Source organism: Streptomyces sp. NPDC048650 (assembly GCF_043199095.1).
Lineage (GTDB): Bacteria > Actinomycetota > Actinomycetes > Streptomycetales > Streptomycetaceae > Streptomyces.
The window spans coordinates 47492-70435 of record NZ_JBICVM010000015.1; the positions used below are offsets into that span (position 1 = coordinate 47492).

The 22944-nt window shown below is 71.4% G+C and carries 16 protein-coding genes and 2 pseudogenes; 10 read left to right on the forward strand and 8 right to left on the reverse strand.

Going from position 1 to position 22944, the window contains the following annotated elements; all coding sequences use genetic code 11:
- The first annotated feature begins 118 nt into the window (after positions 1 to 118).
- Together glnA and ACGFML_RS31540 are read left to right on the forward strand one after the other, a co-directional pair.
- Positions 119 to 1528, forward strand: a complete 1410-nt coding sequence (gene glnA / locus ACGFML_RS31535; RefSeq protein ID WP_393549048.1) for a type I glutamate--ammonia ligase — start codon at positions 119 to 121, stop codon at positions 1526 to 1528.
- Between the two features lie 461 nt (positions 1529 to 1989).
- Positions 1990 to 2217 (forward strand): annotated as a pseudogene (locus ACGFML_RS31540) (IS1380 family transposase); the annotation flags it as partial.
- A 131-nt stretch (positions 2218 to 2348) separates the two neighbouring features.
- On the opposite strand, the pseudogene ACGFML_RS31545 reads toward ACGFML_RS31540, so the two are convergent.
- Positions 2349 to 2532 (reverse strand): annotated as a pseudogene (locus ACGFML_RS31545) (hypothetical protein); the annotation flags it as partial.
- Between the two features lie 65 nt (positions 2533 to 2597).
- Here ACGFML_RS31545 and ACGFML_RS31550 point away from each other — a divergent pair.
- From ACGFML_RS31550 to secY, 3 genes are all read left to right on the forward strand, one after another.
- The gene (locus ACGFML_RS31550; protein ID WP_393549049.1) at positions 2598 to 3104 is read left to right on the forward strand and encodes a SigE family RNA polymerase sigma factor; all 507 of its coding nucleotides are present in this window, start codon (positions 2598 to 2600) and stop codon (positions 3102 to 3104) included.
- Between the two features lie 11 nt (positions 3105 to 3115).
- On the forward strand, positions 3116 to 3511 hold the full coding sequence (locus ACGFML_RS31555; RefSeq protein WP_393549050.1) for a cellulase: 396 nt from the start codon (positions 3116 to 3118) through the stop codon (positions 3509 to 3511).
- 993 nt (positions 3512 to 4504) lie between these two features.
- Complete coding sequence (gene secY, locus ACGFML_RS31560; protein WP_393549051.1) at positions 4505 to 5824, forward strand: preprotein translocase subunit SecY; 1320 nt, start codon at positions 4505 to 4507, stop codon at positions 5822 to 5824.
- On the opposite strand, the gene ACGFML_RS31565 is transcribed toward secY, so the two are convergent.
- Positions 5733 to 6629: a hypothetical protein gene (locus tag ACGFML_RS31565; RefSeq protein WP_393549052.1), complete on the reverse strand. Its 897-nt coding sequence runs from the start codon at positions 6627 to 6629 to the stop codon at positions 5733 to 5735. The genes secY and ACGFML_RS31565 overlap by 92 nt on opposite strands.
- A 130-nt stretch (positions 6630 to 6759) precedes the next feature.
- Positions 6760 to 9414 carry an MFS transporter gene (locus tag ACGFML_RS31570; protein ID WP_393549053.1) on the reverse strand — a complete coding sequence of 885 codons (2655 nt, stop codon included), beginning with the start codon at positions 9412 to 9414 and terminating at the stop codon, positions 6760 to 6762.
- A gap of 293 nt (positions 9415 to 9707) precedes the next feature.
- Here ACGFML_RS31570 and ACGFML_RS31575 point away from each other — a divergent pair, with 293 nt between their 5' ends.
- Positions 9708 to 10577: an Fpg/Nei family DNA glycosylase gene (locus ACGFML_RS31575; RefSeq protein ID WP_393549054.1), complete on the forward strand. Its 870-nt coding sequence runs from the start codon at positions 9708 to 9710 to the stop codon at positions 10575 to 10577.
- Positions 10578 to 10628: 51 nt separating this feature from the next.
- Here the strand turns inward: ACGFML_RS31575 and ACGFML_RS31580 are convergent, their stop codons facing one another.
- Together ACGFML_RS31580 and ACGFML_RS31585 are read right to left on the reverse strand one after the other, a co-directional pair.
- Entirely contained in the window at positions 10629 to 12443 is a 1815-nt protein-coding gene (locus tag ACGFML_RS31580; protein ID WP_393549055.1) for a choline/carnitine O-acyltransferase, read from the reverse strand.
- 171 nt (positions 12444 to 12614) lie between these two features.
- Entirely contained in the window at positions 12615 to 13484 is an 870-nt protein-coding gene (locus ACGFML_RS31585; RefSeq protein WP_393549056.1) for an arpA protein, read from the reverse strand.
- 492 nt (positions 13485 to 13976) lie between these two features.
- Between ACGFML_RS31585 and ACGFML_RS31590 the strand changes: the two genes are divergently transcribed.
- On the forward strand, positions 13977 to 15992 hold the full coding sequence (locus ACGFML_RS31590) for an FAD-dependent oxidoreductase (RefSeq protein ID WP_393549057.1): 2016 nt from the start codon (positions 13977 to 13979) through the stop codon (positions 15990 to 15992).
- Positions 15993 to 16021: 29 nt separating this feature from the next.
- The gene (locus ACGFML_RS31595) at positions 16022 to 16612 is read left to right on the forward strand and encodes a PadR family transcriptional regulator (protein ID WP_393549058.1); all 591 of its coding nucleotides are present in this window, start codon (positions 16022 to 16024) and stop codon (positions 16610 to 16612) included.
- 70 nt (positions 16613 to 16682) lie between these two features.
- Here ACGFML_RS31595 and ACGFML_RS31600 read toward each other — a convergent pair whose 3' ends face one another.
- The 3 genes from ACGFML_RS31600 to ACGFML_RS31610 form a co-directional block, all read right to left on the reverse strand.
- Positions 16683 to 16955, reverse strand: a complete 273-nt coding sequence (locus ACGFML_RS31600) for a hypothetical protein (RefSeq protein WP_393549059.1) — start codon at positions 16953 to 16955, stop codon at positions 16683 to 16685.
- 136 nt (positions 16956 to 17091) lie between these two features.
- Positions 17092 to 18744 carry an AMP-binding protein gene (locus tag ACGFML_RS31605; protein ID WP_393549060.1) on the reverse strand — a complete coding sequence of 551 codons (1653 nt, stop codon included), beginning with the start codon at positions 18742 to 18744 and terminating at the stop codon, positions 17092 to 17094.
- 288 nt (positions 18745 to 19032) lie between these two features.
- Positions 19033 to 19938, reverse strand: coding sequence for a Gfo/Idh/MocA family protein (locus ACGFML_RS31610; RefSeq protein ID WP_393549061.1), 906 nt, complete (start codon positions 19936 to 19938; stop codon positions 19033 to 19035).
- Positions 19939 to 20129: 191 nt separating this feature from the next.
- Here ACGFML_RS31610 and ACGFML_RS31615 point away from each other — a divergent pair, with 191 nt between their 5' ends.
- Positions 20130 to 21656, forward strand: coding sequence for a hypothetical protein (locus ACGFML_RS31615; RefSeq protein WP_393549062.1), 1527 nt, complete (start codon positions 20130 to 20132; stop codon positions 21654 to 21656).
- Positions 21653 to 22774, forward strand: coding sequence for a hypothetical protein (locus tag ACGFML_RS31620; protein WP_393549063.1), 1122 nt, complete (start codon positions 21653 to 21655; stop codon positions 22772 to 22774). The genes ACGFML_RS31615 and ACGFML_RS31620 overlap by 4 nt, the downstream gene beginning before the upstream one ends.
- The last annotated feature ends 170 nt before the right edge of the window (positions 22775 to 22944 follow it).

A 22944-nucleotide genomic window follows, 5' to 3' on the forward strand; every position in this document is an offset into this window, starting at 1 on the left:
TGGGAAATCCCGCCTGCCTAAGGTCGGGCGAGCGCGCCACTGCACATGGATGCGCTCCGAGTAGCAAACCCCGGCAACCCCGTGTCCGCCGACCGGTGACCGGGCTAGGAGGAGTTGGATGTTCCAGAACGCCGACGAGGCCAAGAAGTTCATCGCGGACGAGGACGTCAAATTCGTCGACGTCCGGTTCTGTGACCTGCCCGGTGTGATGCAGCACTTCACGATTCCGGCGAAGGCGTTCGACCCGGCCGAGGAGCTTGCCTTCGACGGCTCCTCGATCCGCGGCTTCCAGGCCATCCACGAGTCCGACATGGCGCTGCGCGCCGACCTGTCGACGGCCCGCGTGGACCCGTTCCGCCGCGACAAGACCGTCAACATCAACTTCTTCATCCACGACCCGATCACCGGCGAGCAGTACAGCCGTGACCCGCGCAACATCGCCAAGAAGGCCGAGGCCTACCTCGCCTCCACCGGCATCGCGGACACCGCGTACTTCGGCCCCGAGGCGGAGTTCTACGTCTTCGACTCGGTGCGCTTCGAGACGTCGGCGAACCAGTCCTTCTACCACATCGACTCCGAGGCCGGCGCCTGGAACACCGGTTCGGAGGAGAACAACCGCGGCTACAAGGTCCGCTACAAGGGCGGTTACTTCCCGGCCCCGCCGGTGGACCACTTCGCCGACCTGCGCGCCGAGATCTCCCTCGAGCTGGACGCGGCCGGCCTCCAGGTCGAGCGTCAGCACCACGAGGTCGGCACCGCCGGCCAGGCGGAGATCAACTACAAGTTCAACACGCTGCTCGCCGCCGCCGACGACCTGATGCTGTTCAAGTACATCGTCAAGAACGTCGCCTGGCGCAACGGCAAGACCGCCACCTTCATGCCCAAGCCGATCTTCGGTGACAACGGCTCCGGCATGCACGTCCACCAGTCACTGTGGCAGGGCGGCAACCCCCTCTTCTACGACGAGCAGGGCTACGCGGGCCTCTCGGACACCGCCCGCTACTACATCGGCGGCATCCTCAAGCACGCCCCGTCGCTGCTCGCCTTCACCAACCCGACGGTGAACTCCTACCACCGCCTGGTCCCCGGCTTCGAGGCCCCGGTCAACCTGGTCTACTCCCAGCGCAACCGCTCCGCGGCCATGCGGATCCCGATCACGGGCTCCAACCCGAAGGCCAAGCGCGTCGAGTTCCGCGCCCCGGACCCGTCCTCGAACCCGTACCTGGCCTTCTCCGCGCTCCTCCTGGCGGGCCTGGACGGCGTCAAGAACAAGATCGAGCCCGCCGAGCCGATCGACAAGGACCTCTACGAGCTCGCCCCCGAGGAGCACGCGGGCGTCCCCCAGGTCCCGACCTCCCTCCCGGCCGTCCTCGACGCCCTCGAGGCCGACAACGAGTACCTCCAGCAGGGCGGCGTCTTCACCTCCGACCTGATCGAGACCTGGATCGACTACAAGCGCACCAGCGAGATCGCCCCGATCCAGCTGCGTCCGCACCCGCACGAGTTCGAGCTGTACTTCGACATCTAAAGAGCAGGGTCGGGTGACCCGGGGCCAGACTTCGGAAGACCTGACTGCCAATCAGGCACGAGAGTGAGGGCCGCCGCCTCCGGGAAGGAAGCGGCGGCCCTCACTTGCGTATTGAGTCATCAGCGTCCGCTCAGAAGACTTCCTGGTCTCCTAGTAATGAGCCGGGTCGCCGACCTGGCCTCTGATCGATTGGTGGCGATGGGGTACGACGGTCTTGATCGGGCGTCTTGCGCACCGTGTGCGGACTGCCGGATTGGCCGAGAGGAACGCGACGCAACCCGCTTCCGCTTCCGCGTACCGCCTGCAAGGGCATCGATGTCGCCAAGAGGCCGGGCCGCCACCAGTGGTCCGTAGGGCTACGGTGGCGCGGCTGACCGTCTGCGCACGCGTGCACCGCCGCTACGAGCGCTGCCTGATCGTCGCAGGGGCGCCGCAGTCCAATCTGCTGCCGCCAGTTCTGCATCGGGTGGCACCCGCGTGTGCGTGTCGAGGCGACGGTCGTGGCGTGGTGACGCAGGCCGGGTCCGTGTTGCTGGTGGAGGCAGTCGGCAAGACGGGCCTGGATGCGCCGATAGCGGCGGCGTCGGCACCGTGGCGTAAACAGCGGGCGGTGCACGATCCGGGCAAGATCCTGCTGGATGTTGTGCTCACAGTTGCGCCGCCCAGCGGATGTCGGGGTACTGCGGGCCTAGCCGGCATCATTCCGGCCGGTGGCTTCCGAGCCCACCCCACCTCCTCACGGCCTACCGCGACGGCCGGCCCGTCCACCACGACGTAGCCGACGCCGGCACATCACTCTCGAGCCGAAGCCCAACCCGAAGCCCAACCCGAAGCCCAACTCCTGCGGCAGCCGCTCCCACTGGATCCCCGTGCGCAACACGCACAAGACCCCTGCAGACACGCACGATCGTCCAGTGGCCATCGGCCGGGTTCCTGGTCCGTTGCTGCCGGACCGGCGGCAACGGCGGTGGGCGTGTGAGGCAGCTCACGCCCGGGGACTGCATAGCGGGACGTGGGTCAGTGCCTTTGTAGGGGTGTAGGCGAGTGATCGAGGCGGGGGACGGCGTTGATGAGGCAGTTGCGGACCGATGCGTTCGACCGGTTCGTGGCGGCTCGGTGGTCGGCACTGCTTCACCTGGCGCATCTGCTCACCGGTGGAGATCGGCATCGGGCCGAGGATCTGCTGCAGGAGGCGCTGGTCAAGCTGTGGTTTGCGTGGCCGAGGGTGGCCGAGCAGGCGCCGGAGGCGTATGTGCGCCGGGTGCTGGCACGTGCGGCGGCCCGCTCGGCGCGACGTCGCTGGTGGGGCGAGCGTCCGGTGGAACGGTTGCCTGAGCTTCCCGAGACCGGCGATGTGGCCACCGTCGTGGAGGAACGGACTCGGTTGGAGGCCGCGCTGGCATTGCTGCCGGTGCGGCAGCGCACCGCGGTGGTGCTGCGCTATTACCAGGACCTGTCCGAGGTGCAGGTCGCCGAGGCGCTGGGGTGTCCGGTGGGCACCGCCCGGTCCCTTGCCTCACGGGGCGTGACGCGGTTGCGGCAGCTGCTCAGTGACGCCAGCGAGCCGGTGAAGTGAAAGGAGACATCATGGAAGACTTCGAACACGAACTCGCGCGGATGATGCGCGACACCCAGGCAAACACCCCCTTTGAGGACCAACACCGGCAGCGGTTGCAAGCTGGGGTCCGTGCCCGTCGGCGTGCTCGGACGGTCTGGATGGCCACCGGCTCGGCGCTGACGATCGCGGGGCTCGGCGTCGGGTTGGAAGTCCTGCCGAGCGCGTCCGCTCAAGGCGGGCCCACCGTTCCTCATCACCAACCCACCTCCACGCCCGCGCCGGTCCCCATCCCGAGCCGCACCTGCACGACCGTGCCGGTCCCGATTCCGTCCCACACCTCAACGACCGTGCCGGTCCCGATCCCCACCCGCACCTGCACCACCGCGCCAACGCCGATCCCGACGCACACCTCCACGACCAAGTAGCACCGGCCACGGTTCGGGCCATGGCGGTTGAGGAGCGGACGGTAATGGCAGGAATGTCGAGACCAACGTGCGGGGATCTTGGAGCGGCGGGCATCGACCCGCCGGCGGAACAGCCTGACGCCACACCGACAGCGCGCGCCCGGGATGGAGGAGAGGAAGTGGGACGGCCGTAAGTACGCTTCGAAACTCGCCGCTTACCTGCGCGACTCCGTTTCGGCGGCGGCACCGGGGCGAGGAGCACCTCGCCCGTGCGAGCGCTGCGCCGCGCTGCGCCGCGCTGCTGCTGGAGCTTCGAGTCGACCACCACCGACCGCCCGCCGACCGGCAGATCCGCGCGTCGACACCGGTGATACCGGGTGTCTGCCGCTTCGGTTGCCCACGCCGCGACCAAGCCACCGGGCCGCAGCGGGTCAGGCCGTTCACCCGAACCAACGTGCCGTCGACATCCACGTGCTGGGCACCTACGGCAGCAACTGTCCGACGGAAGATGATCTTCAGGGTCTCCACATCAGCAACAACGACACTGCCACGGTGCCTGTTGGCCCCACCGCCCTCGCGCAGAGCCGTCTAGTTCGCAGGCAATCGGCCACCGAGACGGTCCCGCCGGCGAAGGCGCCACCAAGAGATCGCCATGCGATGCCACTGCCAAAGACATGCCCAGCGCCGCGAACTCCATGACGTCACGTCAGCCCTGGCTGCACTCAGCAGCCTTCTCCTGACCAGCGACAACAGCTGCCTGCAACGGGACTATCGAGGCGTATGCAGACGGGCAGAGGTCATGGGCCATCAGCCCACGAAGACAACTCTGCTCGATCCACATTCTTCCCCATGTGCCTTACGTGACCGACGCCTTCAGGCGCCGAATGACGGCACCCTGGCGAGCCGTCATCAACGGGTTCTCCGATCGCCGAGTGGCAGCAACTCGGCGGGCAAGGACAGTCGGGAATCAGTGCACATGCCTATCAACTTTCGAGACCAAGGGCGATTTGAAAAATGTCTACCGTATTCGTCAGGGTCTTCAAAACACCCGGCCTTCGCAAAAAGATACTCTTCACGCTGGGAATCTTGCTTCTCTATCGGTTGGGGCAGAACGTTCCGGTCCCTGGGGTGGATTATCGAAGCGTGACGCGGTGCGTCGAGGAGGGTGTCGGCAACGGCGGCCTCTTCGGCCTGATCAACACGTTCAGCGGTGGTGCGCTACTGGAGCTCACCATCTTCGCCCTGGGGATCACGCCGTACATCACGGCGAGCATCATCCTTCAACTGCTCACGGTGGTCATTCCGCGCCTGGAGGCGCTGAAGAAGGAGGGCCATGCGGGTACCGCGAAGATCACCCAATACACCCGGTACCTGACGCTGGGCCTCGCGGTGCTCCAGGGCGCCGCCCTGGTGGCCAAAGCCCAAAGCGGTGGGCTCTTCCCCACCTGTCAGGTCCGCGCCCAGATCGTCCCGGACACCTCGATCTTCCAGACCTCCGTCATGGTCATCACCATGACCGCCGGCACCGCCGTAGTGATGTGGCTCGGAGAGCTGATCACCGACCGCGGCATCGGCAACGGCATGTCAATCCTGATGTTCACCTCTCTCGCCGCCAGCTTCCCGACCAACCTGTGGGGGATCAAGAAGTCGGGCAAAATCCTGAGCGGCTGGGGCGAGTTCGCCCTCGTGATCGCGGTCGGCGTCTGCATGGTTTGCCTCGTGGTCTTCGTCGAGCAGGCGCAGCGGCGGATCCCGGTGCAGTACGCAAAACGAATGATCGGCCGCCGTTCCTACAGCGGCACTTCGACCTACATTCCGCTGAAGGTCAACCAGGCCGGTGTAGTTCCCGTCATCTTCGCCTCATCGCTGCTCTCCATTCCCGGTTTGATCGATCTCGGCGGTCACTCGAAGTCAGGATGGGCCCAATGGGTCGCCACCAATCTTGCCAGGGGTGACCAACCGATCCATCTGACGCTCTACTTCCTGCTGATCGTTTTCTTCGCCTTCTTCTACGTCGCCATCTCCTTCACCCCCAAAGATGTTGCCGACAACATGAAGAAGCACGGCGGGTTCATCCCCGGCATCCGGGCCGGCCGACCCACGGCCGACTACCTGGGCTACGTGCTCAACCGGATCACCTGGCCGGGAGCGCTCTACCTGGGGCTGATCGCCCTTGTGCCCACAGCGGCACTGGTGCTGTTCAACGGCAGCAATTTCCCGTTCGGCGGCACGAGCATCCTCATCATCGTGAGCGTCGGACTGGAGACCGTGAAGCAGATCGAGAGTCAGCTCCAGCAGCGCAATTACGAAGGGTTCCTTTCTCGAACGCCATGAGCGTCAGTCCTGTGACATGGATGACCGCGTTCCACTCGTCCTGGGTCAAGTCCGGAAATTCCTCCAGTACGCAGCTGGGGACAGGACAGCCACCAGCGCTCAGCACCACCGTCGCGAAGGCCGACCCCGAGCGGCTGAGGCACAAGCGCGGCCCTTGGTGGGGCTCCCCGGTGTGCAGCACCGCGATGCGCTGAGCGGCGTCCTTGTTGTCGGGTGTCTCCGACGCGAAGTTCAGGAGCGCGGTCCGCAGTTGCGCAGTGAGTTCGTCCTGGTGCAGGTCGGGGCGCTCCGAAAGGGCAGCCAGCGCCTGGCAGAATCGCGCTCTCGCCACCGACCGGGGCGGTCTCCGGGTGACCTGCACATGGTGGCCGGCATCGTCGGGCACAGGCTCGGGCTCCGGCTGAAGCCCCATGAGGACGAGCTTGGAGACCAGCAGTACGGCCTCCCACTCCTCCTGGCTCAGAGTCGGGCAACCCTCCTGCACCTGGGGCGGAAGGTCGCTCCGGTCCGCGTGCAGGAGCACGTCCGAGAGCGCTACGTCGTAGTCCGCAAGCCGAAGATCGAGGGTTCGCCCCCAGGGGTGGTCCTCAGCGCCGATGGTGACCAGTTCGACGCGCGATCGCTCGCCCAGCACCTCCGAAGCCAGTTCGCGCAGCGCGGTGGTGACTGCCGCACTGAGGTCGGCCTCGTGTACGTCACGCCTTGCGCCGACACACAGCAGGGCCTCGCGCAGGCGTCCGCGCGGCGATGACGGATTCATCGTCCCCTCCAGGTGATCCACCGCTTCCATGATGGGCGTACGCACGACGAGGTCGACCCCTTCCTCAGCCGCTGCCCGGTGTCAGCACCCACTTCGGCCGTTTTGTGTGCGGTGTGCGGTGTGCGGTGTGCGGCTCAGGCTGCTGCTGCCGCCGCTGCCGCAAGGACGCGCGGGGTCAGTGGGCGTCCCGCTGGTCGGCGGTCGGGAGGGGCGGCCCCGGGAGTGGGGGGCTCGTCGGGTCGGTGGGCCTGATCAGCAGAGCCGCGGCCAGGCCCGCGAGCAGGGTGATGCCGACCGACCACCACAGGGCATCGGTGCAGCCGTCCAGGGCTGCCTTGTTGATGACGGCCGCCACCTGTGGCGGAACCCCTTGCGCGCCGATGACTTGGCCGTTCCGGACCGCTTCGACGAAGGCCGGCGGCAAGCCGTGCACCGCTTCCAGTCCGGCGGCGACGGCCGAGGCGAGGACGCTGCTGAACAGCGCCGTGCCGAGCACTCCACCGACCTGGTCGGCCGAGCTGGTCATCGCCGCGCCCCCGCCGGAGTCCGGCGCGGCGATGCCGGCCGTCGCGAGGGAGAGGAGTGGCGTCAGGGCCATGCCGAGGCCGAAGCCGGCGAGGAGCATGCCGGGCAGGGCCAGGGTGGCGTACTCGCCGTCGGGCTTGAGGAAGATCAGCAGCAGCAGGCCGAGCGCGGTGAGCAGCAGGCCCGGCACGATCAGGTTGCGGGGCGATACGCGGTGGAGCAGACGGCCGGAGACCTGGGTGGAGCCGATGACGATCGCGGCGGCCATGGGCAGCATGGCCGTGGTGGTGGCGGTCGGCGAGTAGCCGCGGGCGTTCTCCAGGTACACCGTCAGGGTCGGGAAGAGGGCGAGCGTGCCGGCGCCGGCCAGGAGCAGGGTGAGGAGGGAGCCGAGGCGATTGCGGTCCCTGGTGAGGTACGGCGGTAGGAGCGGGTCGGCTGCCCTGATCTGCCACCGTACGAAGGCCAGGAGCAGGAGGATGCCGACCGTGAACAGGGCCAGGACCAGGAGGTCCGTCCAGCCGCGCGGACCCGTCTGGTGGAGGCCGTAGACGAGGGCGGCGATCCCGCCGGAGCCGAGCAGCAGGCCCGGCATGTCGAGGCGGCGGGTGCGGAGCGGGCGGTCGTGCACCAGGGTGGCCGCACCGATCACGGCGATCACGGCGAGGGGAACGCCGGCGTACAGGCACACGCGCCAGCCCAGGTTCTCGAGCAGCCATCCGCCGGTGAGCAGGCCCACCGTCGAGCCGCCGGCTGCGACAGCGGCGTAGACCCCGAATGCCCTGCCGCGTGCCCTGGGGTCGGTGAAGTTGGCCGCCACCAGGGCCAGTGCGGTCGGCGACAGCAGTGCGGCGAAGGCGCCCTGCAGGGCGCGGGCCACGGCCAGCGCGCCGGCGGTGGGGGCCGACCCGCCGATCGCGGCTGCCACCGCGAAGCCGACCAGCCCGATGATCAACATCCGTTTGCGGCCCAGCAGGTCCGCGAGATGCCCGCCGAGCAGCAGCAGCCCGCCGAAAGCCAGTTCATATGCGGTGAACGTCAGGCTCGGGTCGTCGGCGGGTAGGTGCAGGTCCCTCATGACGGACGGCGTCGCCATGTGCAGGGACACCGCGTCGAACAGCACGAACAGCTGCACAAGCGCGAGCACCGCCAGGCCCCACCAGCGCCTGGGATGCGGGGGCGGAGCGTCCTGGAGGTGGGGCGGGTAAGAGGGTGCGGGCCGGGCGTGGGGACCCTCGCCCGGGGGCGGTCCGAACCCCTGCGGGGGGACCAGGTGATCCGGGGTCGTGGGCACGTACGCAGGCAGCGGGGGTGTCGACGGCTGCGGGCCTCCGGACGGGACGCGCGGGTCCACCGGGGGCACCGGCGCGTCGGCGGGAGCGGCGCCGGGCATGCCGACGGCCGTCGCAGGGGCGTAGTCCAGCAATTGGGCCGCATGGCGGCCGAGTCGGGCCAGTACCGCGCCCGGCAGCCACTCCCCGTCCGTGTCCGCCGCCGTGCGGTCCGCGACCTGCTGGAGGGTGGGCCGCTCGGTCGGGTCCTTGTCGAGGCACTCGCGTACGAGATCGAGCAGCGATTCCGGTACGCCGGCCAGGTCCGCCTCCTCCTCGGCGATCCGGAAGAGGTGGGCGTTCAGCCCGGTCTCCGTGGCGCCGAAGAGCAGGCGCCCGGTGGCGGCGTGGACGAGGACGGCTCCCAAGCAGAACACGTCGCTGGCGGGGGTGAGTTCGAGGCCGCGCACCTGCTCGGGCGACATGAACCCGGGGGAGCCGATCAGCATGCCGGTGCGGGTGTGCAGGCTGTCCCCGGCGAGGGTGTCCATGGCCCGCGCGATACCGAAGTCGATCACGCGCGGCCCGTCCACCGTCACCAGCACATTGGACGGCTTGAGGTCCCGGTGGATCAGGCCCGCCCCGTGCACCGCCTGCAGGGCGAGGGCGAGGCGGTTGGCCAGCACCCGTACGGAGTTCTCGGGCAGCGGCCCGAAGTCCTTCGACACCACGGTGGTCAGGTCGGGCCCTGGGATGTACTGGGTCGCCACCCAGGGCACCGCGGCCTCGGTGTCGGCGTCGAGCACGGCCGCCGTCCAGGAGCCGCCCACCCGCCGGGCGGCCGCCACCTCACGGGCGAAGCGCCTGCGGAACTCCGGGTGCTGTGCGTGCTCGTCCTGGACGACCTTGACCGCGACGGTCCGGCCGGCCTCGGAACGGCCCAGATAGACCAGGCCCATACCGCCGGCGCCCAGGCGGGCGATCAGGCGGTACGGGCCTATGTGCGTCGGGTCCGAGGGGATCAACTGGTCCACGGGGGAAAGGTAATCCACGGTACGGGCCCCGGCACCGGGTTCCGCACTTCCTTTCCGGAAATGCCTGCGGCGATGCCGTGGTTCCCGAGGACGCGTCAGCCCGACGGACCGCTCGTCGCGTCCGTGAGCTGCGGAGTCCCGCACTCCGCACCGCTGCGCCACGCCGTGGGGCGCGATCCGCCGGAAGGGGCGCGCCGCCTCGGGCGGGAGCGGGGTGCTGCTCGCCCGGGGTCGACTGTGGGCCGTCGGCCTGTTCCCGCGCTGCGCATGCCGGGTCGGGGCACACTGGCCACATGCCCGAATTGCCCGAGATCGAAGCCCTCACCCAGTTTCTGGCCGGCCGTCTCGCCGACCGTTCCGTCGCCCGCGTCCACCCGGTCGCCGTCCATGCGCTGAAGACCTACGACCCACCGCTCACCGCCCTCGAAGGACGGGCGTTCGGCGAGGTGGGCCGGTGCGGGAAGTTCCTCGATCTTCCGGTCGGGGAGCTGCATCTGGTGCTGCACCTCGCCAGGGCGGGGTGGGTGCGGTGGAGCGACAGGCTGCCGGCGGGGCCGCCACGGCCGGGCAGGGGGCCGCTGGCGCTTCGGGTACGGCTGGCCGAGCCCGAGGACGGAGCGGGGTTCGACGTGACGGAGGCCGGGAGCCAGAAGCATCTCGCGGTGTATGTCGTACGGGATCCGCGGGAGGTGCCGGGCGTCGCGCGGCTCGGGCCCGATCCGCTGGCCGAGGGGTTCACGCCGGCGGTGTTCCGGGGGCTGCTGGCGGGAGAGCGCCGACAGATCAAGGGGCTGCTGCGCGATCAGAGCGTGCTGGCCGGGATCGGGAACGCCTACTCGGACGAGATTCTGCACGCGGCCCGGATGTCGCCGTTCAAACCGGCCGGCCGGCTCTCCGAGGACGAGGCGGCCCGGCTGTACGAGGCGATCGGCCGGACGCTCACCGACGCGGTCGAACGATCCCGGGGGCTGCCGCTCAAGGAGCTCAAGGCGGAGAAGAAGAGCGGGCTGCGTGTGCACGGACGCAGGGGCGAGCCCTGTCCGGTGTGCGGGGACACCGTCCGGGAGGTGTCCTTCAGCGATTCCTCGCTGCAGTACTGCCCCACCTGCCAGACCGACGGCAAGATCCTCGCGGACCGGCGGATGTCCCGTTTGCTGAAGTAGCGAGCGAGGGACATCCGCCGGTCGTGCCGGGCGGTTCGGCTGCCGGGCGGTTCAGCTGCCGGACGGGCCGGACGCCAGCAGCTCCCGCAGTTCGGCCACCGCCTCGCGGAGCCGGTCGGCAAAGGTCTCCATCTGTTCGGCCACCGCCTGTGGGGTGCTCAGGTAGAGGTGGAAGCGGTCGGGCAGCAGGACGTAGGCGACGCCGATACAACGGCTGCTGGTGGAGCCGAAGCCGAAGTACTGGATGTGGGCGGAGGGTGCGGAGCTGGTGCTCAGGTAGTCGTCGCGCATCGTCTGCCAGCCCGGGGTGCGGTAGAGGGCGGGCTGCTCGGTCACTCCGAGCTCCGCCCCGCGCCGCCGCTGGATCAGCTCCAGCTCCCACAGGTGCTGCTCGGGCGCCTCGCCGGCCTGGCACTCCTTGGCGCGGGCCACGTGCTTCCCGGCCGCGGCATGGAAGGCGGCCCGGCGGGTGTCCGCATCCGCCGCCGGGTCCTCCATCGCGGCGACGAACTCCTGGATCTCCGGGGTGACGACGCGCATCGCCTCGGTCCGGCCGTGCCGCCACTGCCGGGTGGCGATCGACTCGTAGGTGGCGCCGAGGTGTCCCTTGGCGCGCTGGTGGGCCAGCTGGTAGGCGAGCTGGACGAAGGCGTCCGGGGACGCCCCCAACGCCTTGGCCGCCGTGCTGCCGAAGTCGTCGAACGACACGGTCCGGGTCGCGGTGTCCTCACCGTACGCGGCGAACGCGGCGGCGGCGGAGCGCACTTGGGCGCGGAGGGGGCCGTCCAGCTCGAAGACCACCGGTTCCAGGGTCGGGAGCCCCTGGGAGCGGGCTCCGGAACGGCGGGAGTGTTCCTCGGCGGGGGTGCTGAGCAGGGCGTCGGTGAAGCTGAGGATGGTGGTCCCGTCCAGCTCGCAGTGCTCGACGTTGATGCCGGCCCGGCCGTCGGCGAAGACGACCAGGGACACGGCCTTGTCGAACCAGCGGTTGCCGCGGTCGCCGTACAGCAGCTGGTCGCAGGCGTCCTGGGTGTCCGCGGGCGCGAAGTCCTCGAGGCAGACGCAGAACAGCGCGGTCTCGACGGTCTCCAGCGCGTCGGCGTTGCCGGGGTGGCAGGCGCGCAGGGACTCCCGGGCGGCGGCCCACTCCGCGCGGGCCATGGTGGTGAGGTGGCCGACCGAGGTGTCCGGGCCGGCCGGTTCGGCACCGGCCTTCGTCACGGCGCGCAGGCCCGCTTCGAGGTCGTCGAGGCTGTGCGGGACCCCGTGCGGGCCGAGCACGTCCATCCGGAACATGCCACCGCGGAAGAACACCACGATGTGCCGGGCCGTCGACGGGCCCGGTGACTGTGCGCTGTACGGGCTTCGTACGGTGTCCTGTGCCGCTCCGGGGATCCGGGTGGTGGAGAACAGGTACGCGTTCTGCACCATGGACTGGGGCACACCGCGCTGCACCACCGGCGGAACGAGCTCCTGGTCGAGCTGCCGCTTGTAGTCGACGGCCCCGGCGATGAGCCCGGCCGCCCGCTCCGTCTGTGACTGCGGCCGCGCGGGGTCGGTGTCCTGGAACAGGAAGAAGAAGTTGGCGTTGAGCGCGATCCGGTCCCGGCGGCCCAGATAGCGGTAGGGCCAGAAGGTGTCGAGCCAGCTGTGGACGCCCTCGGCGGCGTCGTACTCCTCCAGCGCGGCCTGCAGCACCCGGCCGGGACCGCCGGGCCGGAGGAAGGCGGCCACCTCCGCCTCGGTCGCCGCCCGCTCGTCGGCGGTCAGCAGCGGCGCGGACCAGGCGAGGAACCTCTCACAGCTCGCCTCCAGCGGGGGCAGCGGCACCCGCGGCAGGCTGTCCTCCTGGGCGAACGTCGTCATGGCGGCCTTTTCCTGACAGGTATTCAATTCTGCTCTCTCGATTCCGGTCGTGGAGACCTGCGGTGTCACTCGTCCATGGTCATGCCGTCGCGCACGGTGCCAGGTGTTCCGTGGATCGTGGACCGTGGGAACCTGCGACGTGCCTGCGGCGCCGCGCGCCCGCGCCGCCCGTCAGTCGAGCAGCCGGTCGCCCCGGACGGCCCGGCCCTCCGCGGCCGTGTGGGCGGGCAGTACCCGGCCGAAGAGCTGCCGGGTGCGGGCCACGCTCCCGATGACGCCGGGGCGCTCGCTGTAGGCGAAGATCGCGGAGTGGCGCGCGGTCCCGCCCCGCACCGGACTCACCCGATGGAGGGCGTAGCGGCCCTTGAACAGCTGCAGATCCCCGGGGCGCAGCGGGAGGCGCCGGATCAGCCGCTCGCCCCGGCCGTCGAGTACGTCGCGGACGTCGTCGAAGTGCTCGTCGTGCGCGGACCTGATGTGCGGGCAGTACTCGAAGACACCGCCGTCCTCCGCCTGCCGGGTGAGCATGCTCACGGTGAACTCGTTGGTGTCGAAGTGCCAGGGGTGCTCCATACCGGGCGCGACGACGTTGAGCACCAGCCCGGAGAGCGGGTCCGCCAGTTCGTGCAGCTGCGGCAGCCCGAAGCAGCGGGCGATGAAGCCCTGGAACGCGGGGTCGGAGTAGAGCCGGCCGATGAGGGCTCCGGCGGGGATGCGGTCGCGGGGGACGAAGGCGTTGCCCCGCTGGAAGGTCCGCCGGCCGGGGTGGTCGCCGGGCAGCGTCGAGTCCACCGCGATGTTGTAGACGTTGACCGTCTCGACGTCGACGTGCGCCTCGGGGGCGAGGGCCGTGCCCTCCCGCTCCAGCGTCTCGCGGAGCGAGGGACGGATGAAGTCCGGCAGCACGGTGCAGCCGAGGGTGTTCAGCTCGCGCCGGGCGCGGGAGATCACGGCCCGCCCACGGGCACTGTCGAGATCCGGCAGGGGATACCGGTCGGGGTCGACCACCTGGTCCAGCGTGAGGGCTTGCGCAGTGCTCATTCGATCCTCTCCACGTGCGGGCAGACCGTCCCGAGCCGGATGCCGCCCGCGGCCCCGCGGCGTGTGCCGCCGGGGCCGCCTGCGGACAGCCCCTGCGCGCGCCGCGTGCCGTCGGGCCCGCTCCCCGGCTCTTCGGCAACTCCACTGATGAGTAGCAAAGTTGAAGCTCCCATAGTGCCGCCGTGTTGTCTGTGACTCGTGGCACTGCACGACGCGGCAACCGCGGCCGAGGGGAGGGCGGCGAGGAGGGGCGGGCGGGGGTGGCGACGAGAGGCGGGCGGTACGGGCGTCGGCCGGGGCGTCGGGGCGTCTCCCCTGCCGGTCGGCGGCTCGCGGAGCGGGGTGCCCGTCGCGGGGGGCCCGTCGCGGGAGGGGCGGGCTCCCTGGCGCGGCGGCGGGAGGGCGTCGCTCACATTTTATGCAACTTGTTGCACAAGCGGCTCGGGGTGGTCTACAACGTCTTGTGACGACCGCTGCCCGAGGAGGCGCACGATGAGCCCGTACCCGCACCTGATGAAGCCGCTCGACCTTGGGTTCACCACCCTGCCCAACCGGGTGCTGATGGGGTCGATGCACGTCGGCCTCGAGGAGGCCGAGAACGGGTTCGCGCGGATGGCCGCCTTCTACGCCGCCCGTGCGCGCGGTGGCGTCGGGCTGATGGTGACCGGGGGGATCGCGCCGAACGACGCGGGGCGGCCGTACGACGGCGGGGCGAAGCTCACCACCGAGGCGGAGGCGGCGCAGCACCGGACCGTGACCGAGGCGGTGCACGCGGCCGGGGGGCGGATCGCGCTGCAGATCCTGCACTTCGGGCGGTACGCGTACCACGAGGCTCTGGTCGCCCCCAGCGCGCTCCAGGCGCCCATCAGCCCCTTCACGCCGCATGCGCTCACCGATGACGAGGTCGAGCAGACCGTCGAGGACTACGTGCGGGCGGCGGAGCTGGCGCGGTCCGCCGGGTACGACGGCGTCGAGATCATGGGCTCGGAGGGGTATTTGATCAACGAGTTCATCGCGGGGGCAACCAACCGCCGCACGGACCGGTGGGGCGGCTCGTACGAGAACCGGACGCGGTTCCCGCTGGAGATCGTCCGGCGGACGCGCGAGCGGGTCGGTGCGGACTTCATCCTCATCTACCGGCTGTCGATGCTGGACCTGATCCCGGGCGGTTCGACGCTGGAGGAGGTCGTCGCGCTCGCCAAGGAGATCGAGGCGGCGGGTGCGACGATCATCAACACCGGCATCGGGTGGCACGAGGCCCGGATCCCGACGATCGTGACGTCGGTGCCGCGCGGGGCGTACACCTGGGTGACGAAGCGGCTGATGGGGTCGGTCTCCGTGCCGCTGGTGACCAGCAACCGGATCAACACCCCGGAACTGGCCGAGGAGCTGCTCGCCGAGGGGCGCGCGGACATGGTGTCCATGGCCCGGCCCTTCCTCGCCGATCCGGACTTCGTCGGGAAGGCGGCCGAGGGGCGCGCCGACGAGATCAACACCTGCATCGGATGCAATCAGGCCTGCCTCGACCACACCTTCAGCGGGAAGATCACGTCGTGTCTGGTCAATCCGCGGGCCTGCCACGAGACGGAGCTGGTGCTGTCGCCGACGCGGCTGGCCAAGCGGGTCGCGGTGGTCGGTGCCGGTCCGGCCGGGCTGGCGTGTGCCGTGTCGGCGGCCGAACGCGGCCATCACGTCACGCTGTTCGATGCGGCGCCCGAGATCGGCGGGCAGCTGAACATCGCCAAGCGGGTGCCGGGCAAGGAGGAGTTCGAGGAGACGCTGCGGTACTTCCGCAGGCAGCTCGCCCTGCACGGCGTCGAGGTGCGGCTGGGCACCGCCGTCACCGCCGCCGACCTCGACGGGTACGACGAGACCGTGGTCGCGACGGGTGTCACCCCGCGCGTCCCGGAGATCGAGGGGATCGACCACCCGAGCGTCGTCAGCTACCTCGATGTGCTGCGCGACGGTGCGCCGGTGGGTGAGCGGGTCGCCGTCATCGGGGCGGGCGGCATCGGCTTCGACGTCGCGGAGTTCCTGACCGATGCCGGCGACGGGGCGAGCCGGGACCCGGAGACGTACTTCCGCACCTGGGGCGTGGACACGGGGTACGGCGAGCGCGGCGGCCTGCGGGCGCCCGAGCGGCCCCGGGCCCCGCGTCAGGTGCATCTGCTCCAGCGCAAGGCGTCGAAGGTCGGCGCCGGGCTGGGCAAGACCACCGGGTGGATCCACCGTACGGAGCTCCGGCACCGGGGCGTGACGATGGTCGCCGGGGCGGCCTACGAGCGGATCGACGACGCCGGACTCCACCTCACCGTGGACGGTGTGCGCAGCACGCTGGCGGTGGACACGGTCGTCCTGTGCACGGGGCAGGAGCCGCGGCGGGAGCTGTACGAGGAGCTGCGGGCGGGCGGGCGGAGCGTGCACCTCATCGGCGGCGCGGATGTCGCCGCCGAGCTCGACGCCAAGCGGGCCGTGCAGCAGGGGACGGAGCTGGCGGCGACGCTGTGACCGGGGGCCGCGGTGCCTAGGATTTCCCCATGTCCCTTCCGCATGCGATTCTCACCGCCCTGCTCGAAAAGCCGTCGTCGGGGCTGGAGCTGACGCGCCGGTTCGACCGTTCGATCGGGTACTTCTGGTCGGCCACGCATCAGCAGATCTATCGCGAGCTGGGAAAGCTGGAGCAGGCCGGGTTCATTCGCGCGCTGCCGTCCGAGCGGCCGGCCCGGGGGCAGAAGAAGGAGTTCGAGGTGCTGCCCGCGGGCCGGGCGGAGCTGACGCAGTGGGCATCGCGCGAGCAGGACCCCAAGCCCATCCGGGATGCGCTGCTGCTGCGGATGCGGGCGGCGGCGGTCGTGGGGCGCGAGGGGCTTGAGGAGGAGCTGCGGCGGCATCTCGTGCTGCACCGGCGGCAGCTGGCGGAGTACGCCGAGATCGAACGGCGGGACTTCGGGGCGGCGACGGCCGACGCGGACCGGCTGCGGCGGCTCGTGCTGCGGGCCGGGATCGGACTGGAGACGTTCTGGGTGGAGTGGCTGGAGGAGGCTCTGGGAGAGGCCGCCGGGATGGGGTCGGGGCCCGGCGACTCCCCCGACGGCTCCGCCGCCGCCCCTCCCGGCGGGGGCGGGTGAGGCGCGGCCGGCCCCGGAGGACGTCCCGGAGCCGGCCGGCCTGTCGGCGCTGTCACAGGTGGGCGCCGCGTCAGCAGTTGTCGTAGAGGAGTGCCCGGACCAGGCGGCAGGTCGTGTCGGACGGCGCATGCACGCCGATGGCGGCGGCGGCGGTGCGGATCGTGCGGTTGTGGGCCTGCTCGGGGCGGTAGACGCCGCTGTCGAGCAGGGCTATCGCCAGCCGCATGGCCTTGAGGCGGCGGTTGTGGGATTCATACCGCTCGCGCGGCCAGCCGGCGGGCAGCGGCTTCTTGGCCGGCGGCTGCGCCGGGAGAGGTATCGAGACGAGTGTGGCAGCGGCCATCGGGGACCTCCTGGAGTGCTGGGCGAACCCTCATCGACTGGTTCCCATTCTACCGTCGGCCACTGACAAAAGCCTCTGGCCAGCAGCGATTTGAGGCCCCTGGCCGAGATCCGGCGGGAGCGTGCGGCGGCGGGTCTCAGGAGGCCGTCGCGGCGGCCCGCAGGCGGACCTTGTCGGGCTTGCCCACCGGGGTCAGCGGGATCGCGTCGAGGACATGGACGGCCGTCGGGACATAGAGGGCGCCCATGTGGGTTTCCACCAAGTCCCGGACCTCGGCGGGGCCGACCTCGCGGCCCGGGGCCGGGACGATCGCGGCGTGCACCTCCTCGGTCTCGTCCGCCGTGCGCACCCCGTAGACGGCGCAGTGGGCGATGGCCGGATGGGCGTGCAGCAGGTCCTCGATCTCCGCCGGGTGGACATGTCCGCCGACGACGATGATCAGGTCCTTGCTGCGGTCGACGAGGAAGAGATGGCCGTCGTCGTCCAGGCAGCCGACGTCGCCGGTGCGCAGCCAGCCGTCCCGGAGGACTTCGGCGGTGAGTTCGGGCTGTTTCCAGTAGCCGGACATCACGCCTGCGGAGCGCACATGGATCTCGCCCTGCTCGCCCGGCGGCAGTGTGCGGCCCGCCGCGTCCCGGATGGCGAGCTCCACGCCGGCCATCGGGCGGCCGACGGTGATCCGGCCGCCGGGCCCGGTGACGGTGTGGTCGTCCGGGCCCGCCTCGGTGATGGACATCGCCTCGGACTGGCCGTACCAGCCGTACAGGACGGGGCCGAAGGCGTCGAGGGCCTGCCGCAGCCGGGACGGGGCGGCGGCGCACCCGCCGTAGGTGATGCGGGTGAGCGAGCCGAGGTCGGTGGTGGGCAGGTCGGGGTGGTCCAGGAGGCGGTAGAGGAGCGGGGGCAGCAGCCAGAGGTGGGTGATGCGTTCGCGGGCGAGGGCGGCCAGGACGGCGGCGGGGTCGAAGGTGCGCTGGAGCACGACCGTGCCGCCGGCCGCGAGCGTGGCGTCGGTGAGGATCCCGGCGAGGTGCGCGAGCGAGGTGCAGACGAGCAGGCGGGGCGGGTCGCCGGCGGCCGGCATGCGGAGCGTGAGCAGGCGGGCGAAGGGGGCGTTCGCCATCCGGACGCCCTTGGGGATGCCGGTCGTTCCGCCGGTGTGGCGCAGGCACCAGTCGTCCTCGGGGCGGGCGGCGCAGGCGATGTCGGGGGTGGCGGGGAGCGCGGCGCAGGCGGCCAGGAGGTCGGGCCCGAGGGGGGCTTCCGGGTGCGCCGTGGCCGGAGAGGTGTCCGGGGCGGGCACCGGGCCGAGGGTCATGACCTCGGGGGCCGGACCCTGGAAGTGGCCGAGCAGCGCGCGTGCGGTGGCGCGCAGCTCCGGGTCGGCGAGGAGCAGGGCGGTGTCGGAGCTCTCCGCGATCCGGGCCAGCGTCTCGGGGGCCATGCCGACGTAGAGGAAGACCACGCGGGCGCCGACGAGGTTGGCGGCGTAACGGGCGGCGAGGACGTCGGGGCGGTTGCCGCTGAGGAGCGAGACGGTCCGGCCGCGGCCGATGCCGTGGCGGGCGAGGACGGCCGCCATGCGGTGCACGGTGGCATGCAGCGCACCGGCGGTGACCTCGGCGCCGTCCGCGTCGATCAGGGCGGGGCGGCCGGGGTCCCGGGCCAGGGCGGCGAGAAGGAGCTCCACGTAGCAGGCGGGGCCGGTGGCTTCGGCGGGGCCGGTATCGGCGGCGTTCGGGCCGGTGGCACGAGCTTCGGCGGCGCCGGGATCGGCGGCGTTCGTCATCGGGTGCGTCCCTGGGGTCGGCGGGGCGGGTGTCGTCCGGGCGCCCTCTTCGTCCGGTCGTCCGGGCGTCCGGACGAAGGGACGGTGCGGGCGAAGGGACGGTGCGGGCGCGCCGCCGATGCGGTGCGCGAGCGGCGCCGGACCGTTGCACTGACGACGTTAGAGCGGTGGCGTCATGCCTTCCACGACCGAATTCGCCATGTGCTCATGGCCGCCCGGGCATGAGGGACCGCCGAGAGCGGAAACGCGCCGCCCCGGGGCGCCGCGCTCTCCCGCTCGGCCGTCCGCTCACCCCAGCTCCGCCTCGGCCTGCGCCAGGATCTCCGTCACCCGCACTCCGAAGCGGACGTCGCAGGCGTGCGGGCGGCCCGAACGGGCGGCGGCGAGCAGGGCGTCGACGGCCCGGTGGAAGGCCGCTTCCGGGCCGGCCTCCCGGCGGGGCAGGGCGGTGGTGCCCGCGGTGCCGCGCAGGGTGACCGCGACGCCGGACGCGGGCCCGGGGGCGGTCAGGGCGAGCGTCACCGAGCTCGCCGCGCCGGACACATGACGCAGCGTCAGCAATACCGTGTCGGCCGGGCCGCGAACGGCGGTGACCGTCTCCACGTCCCCGAGGACCGGGAGCAGCACGGACAGGGCATGCGGGCCGACGTCCCAGAGGGCGCCCTTTTCGCGGCGCCAGGGCGAATCGGCGTACGGGCTGTCGCTGTCCTCGGCGAACACCGAGCCGAGCCAGTCGGCGTGCGCGGTGAACCAGCCGCCGGCGGAGGCCTGGGCGTCGATCCAGGCGCCCTCCCGCTCCCCGAAGCGCGCGGTGAAGAAGACCACCGAGGCGGCGCCCGCGCGCTCGGCGGCGCCGGCCACGGCGCGGGCCTCGGCGGCCGTGGTGGCGACCGGCTTGTCCAGGAGGAGATGGCAGCCGGCCTCGGCGGCCCGCACCGCCAACTGCGCCTGGACGGACGGCGGGACGGCGAGCGAGACCGCGTCGCAGTCGGCGAACAGCTCCTCGGGACGGTCGTGGACACGGGTGCCGTGGGTCCTCGCCAGCTCGGCGGCGGCCGGCGGTCTGCGCCCCCAGACGCCGGCGAGCTCGACGCCGGGGTGGGCGGCGAGGACGGGGGCGTGCACGCGCCGCGCCCAGGGGCCGGTGCCCAGGAGTCCGATGCGCACGGCCGGATTCAGGTCCACACTCGTCATGCGGCCAGTGTCCCGCGCTCCGCTGACAACGGCCCGCCGACGCGTAATTCCGGTGCCCGCGCGGCAGCACGGATGCTAGGTTTCCCCGGCCGGCCGCGGGACTCCGGTGCGACTTCCGGACCTGCTCTGCAAAGCAACGATTCGCTGTTCGCGCCCCCATTCCCCGGCCGGCTCTCGCTACGGGGGGCGACATGGCGGCAGGCACCGCACCGGCGCACGCGCACGACGACACTCATGCGGACACACCCGTGGGCACACCCGCGGATCTGGTGGCGGCCGAGGACGTGCTGCTGTTCGTGAACGCCGCGATCACCTCCACCGGGCAGCGGGAGTTCCACTCCGACGAGCACGCACAGCACATGTCGCTGGACTTCCTGCACGAGTACGTCCGGGTCAACTACCGCACCCTGTACGCCGCATCGCTCGCCCTGGACATCAACGACCACAACGCGGCGCTGATCGTCCGGCGGCTGCTGGAGACGGCAGGCGAGGCGAGCGCCGAGGAGCGGCGCGCGGAGGGGCGGCTGATCGCGGCCCGGCTGGCGCGGCTGCCCGCGCCGCGGGTGTACCGGCTCTTCCGTGCGCTGCGCGCCGCCCGGGTGAACAACCGCCGCACCCGGGCCATCATGCGCGACTGGCTCGCCGCACGCCCCGACCCCTCCCTGGACGCCGTCAAGTACCGTGCCGGCCTCAAGTGCGCCGTGCGCCACGTCCACCTGACGCTGGACGGCGCGCGGCACGGCGACGGCGAGCTGGGCGACTTCCTCTTCGCGCCGGGCCGCCGCAAGCACTTCGCCACCCCGCTGCTGGACGCCTGGCGGCGGGCGCACTACGAGCAGGGAGCCCTGTACGAGCTGCCGTTCACGGTGGCGGAGGGCTTCGCGGCGCGGCGCGGCATCGACCGCCGCGTCTTCCTGGAGCGCATCGCGCCCCGGATGACGCGGCTGGAGCGGCTGCGGGTGCAGGAGTCGGCACGGGCGCACCGTGCCGACGTGGACCGGGACCTCACGGGGATGCCGCTGACCCGGCTCGCCTCGTACGTCCTGGGCCTGTCCCTCGACGACCGGGTCGCGCGGCGCGCCGAGCTGACCGGTGCGCTGCGGGCCGCGGCGCGGCGCACGGCGGGCGCGCAGGCCGGGACGTGGGGCCGGGTGGCGGCCGTCCTGGACGACAGCTTCTCGGCGGGCGGTTCGCGGCAGAAGCGGCAGCGGCCGCTGGCCGTCGCACTGGCCTGCCACTTTCTGCTGGAGGCGCTGGCCGGGGCGTATCTGCCCGGGTGGACGTCGGGGCGGCAGGACGCCCTCCTGGCCTATCCCTACGGGCCGACGCCGCTCGGGATGCGGCTGCTGGACGCGCTGGAGTTCGCGCCCCAGCGGCTGGTGATCGTCTCGGACGGGTGGGACAACGCGCCGCCGGGGCTGGCCGGTGAGGTGCTCCGGGCCTGGCGGACCAGCCTGGATCCCGAGGGCCGGACGGCCGTCGTCCACCTCAACCCGGTCTACGACGCGGAGGACTTCGCCGTGCGGCGACTGTCGCCCTCGGTACCGACGGCGGGGGTGCGCAACGCCGAGGACCTGCCCGCGCTGGTGCAGCTCGCGCGGTTCGCCGAGGGGCGTACCGGGGCGGCGGAGCTGCGGGCCCATCTGGCGGGCCGGGTACGGCAGTTCCTGGCCGAGGGGGCGGACGGCGGGCGCCGGGAGCGGGGCGGTACGGCATGAGCGGGCTGGATCTGGACGGACTGCGGACGGGCCCGGCGCAGGTGTGGGGCGCCGTGCGGCTGGTCCCGCTGCTGCGGGCGGAGCCGGTCGCCGATCTGCGCCTGCACCGCGAGGTCCATGACGCGGGGGTGACCACGGTCTCGGCCGGCGGCCGCTCCTCGTACACCGCGTACATTCCGCACGGTTTCGTGGCGAACTGGACGGGTGACGGGACGCCCGCCGCCGCGTACGGCACCCAGCTGGGTGATCAGCGCGCCCCGGTGGACTGCGCGCCGCTGCATCTGGTGCGGCGGCAGCCCGGGTCCCGCCGGTCCGGCGGCGGGGCGGGCGCGCTGCGCTTCCTGCCGCTCCATCTGGCACTCGACGGCTATCTGGCGCTGCACTTCGGGGGCCCGTCCGTGGTGTGGGAGGAGTGGACACGGCGGGCGGTCCGCGAAGGGCTGTCGCCGCGCGCCGAGACGGCCTACCGGGGCGGGGTGGTGCGCGGCCTCGGCGATGCGCTGCGGATCTTCGAGATCCATCCGGGCCAGTGCGGGGTGCTGGTGTACGTCGCCGACGCCCTGGCGTCCGCCTTCGTGGTGCCGCATCCGGACGACTACCGGGCCCTGCACCCCTCGCTGCTGCACGACCTGTACGGCGAGCTGATCTATCAGTACGGCCGGTACGGGCCCGATGCGGTGCCGGATCTCCCGGTGCGGATCGATCCGGCGTACATCGCGTCGGTGGCGGACCTGCGGGCCGTGGCGGACCGGCGGCAACGCGAGTGGGAGGCGCAGCACCACGACCTGATGGCGGGCGACCTGCTGGACGAGTCGTACTCCGTGCGCCAGGTGTACCGGATGGGGCGCTTCCGGCTGTCGCGGTTCCGGCCGCCGTTCGCGCTGCACCGCACCCAGCACATCGGCGAGATGATCACGGACGGCAAGGGCCGGGTCGCGTATCTCAAGACGTTCCGGCTCTCCGACAAGCAGGTGCGGCGCGGCCACGTACTGGACCGGCTCGCGGTGCACGACTGGCACATCGGGGCGACGGCGGCGGCGATGGGGATCGGCGCTCCGGAACTGCTGCGGCGCATCCACCATCTGGGATTCACGGGGCTACTGAAGGGCGACGTCTGAGGTTTTCGCACCCAGAAGCCGATCGCACCCATGAAATGCCAGGCCGCGAGCACGGTAGAGGGTGACAATCGAAGGATGTCCGATTGAGTAACCCGCGGTTCACATACGAGCAACGGACGGGAAACGGCTGCTTGCGAGAGTGCATCGGTACGCCCGCACGCGTACCCGCA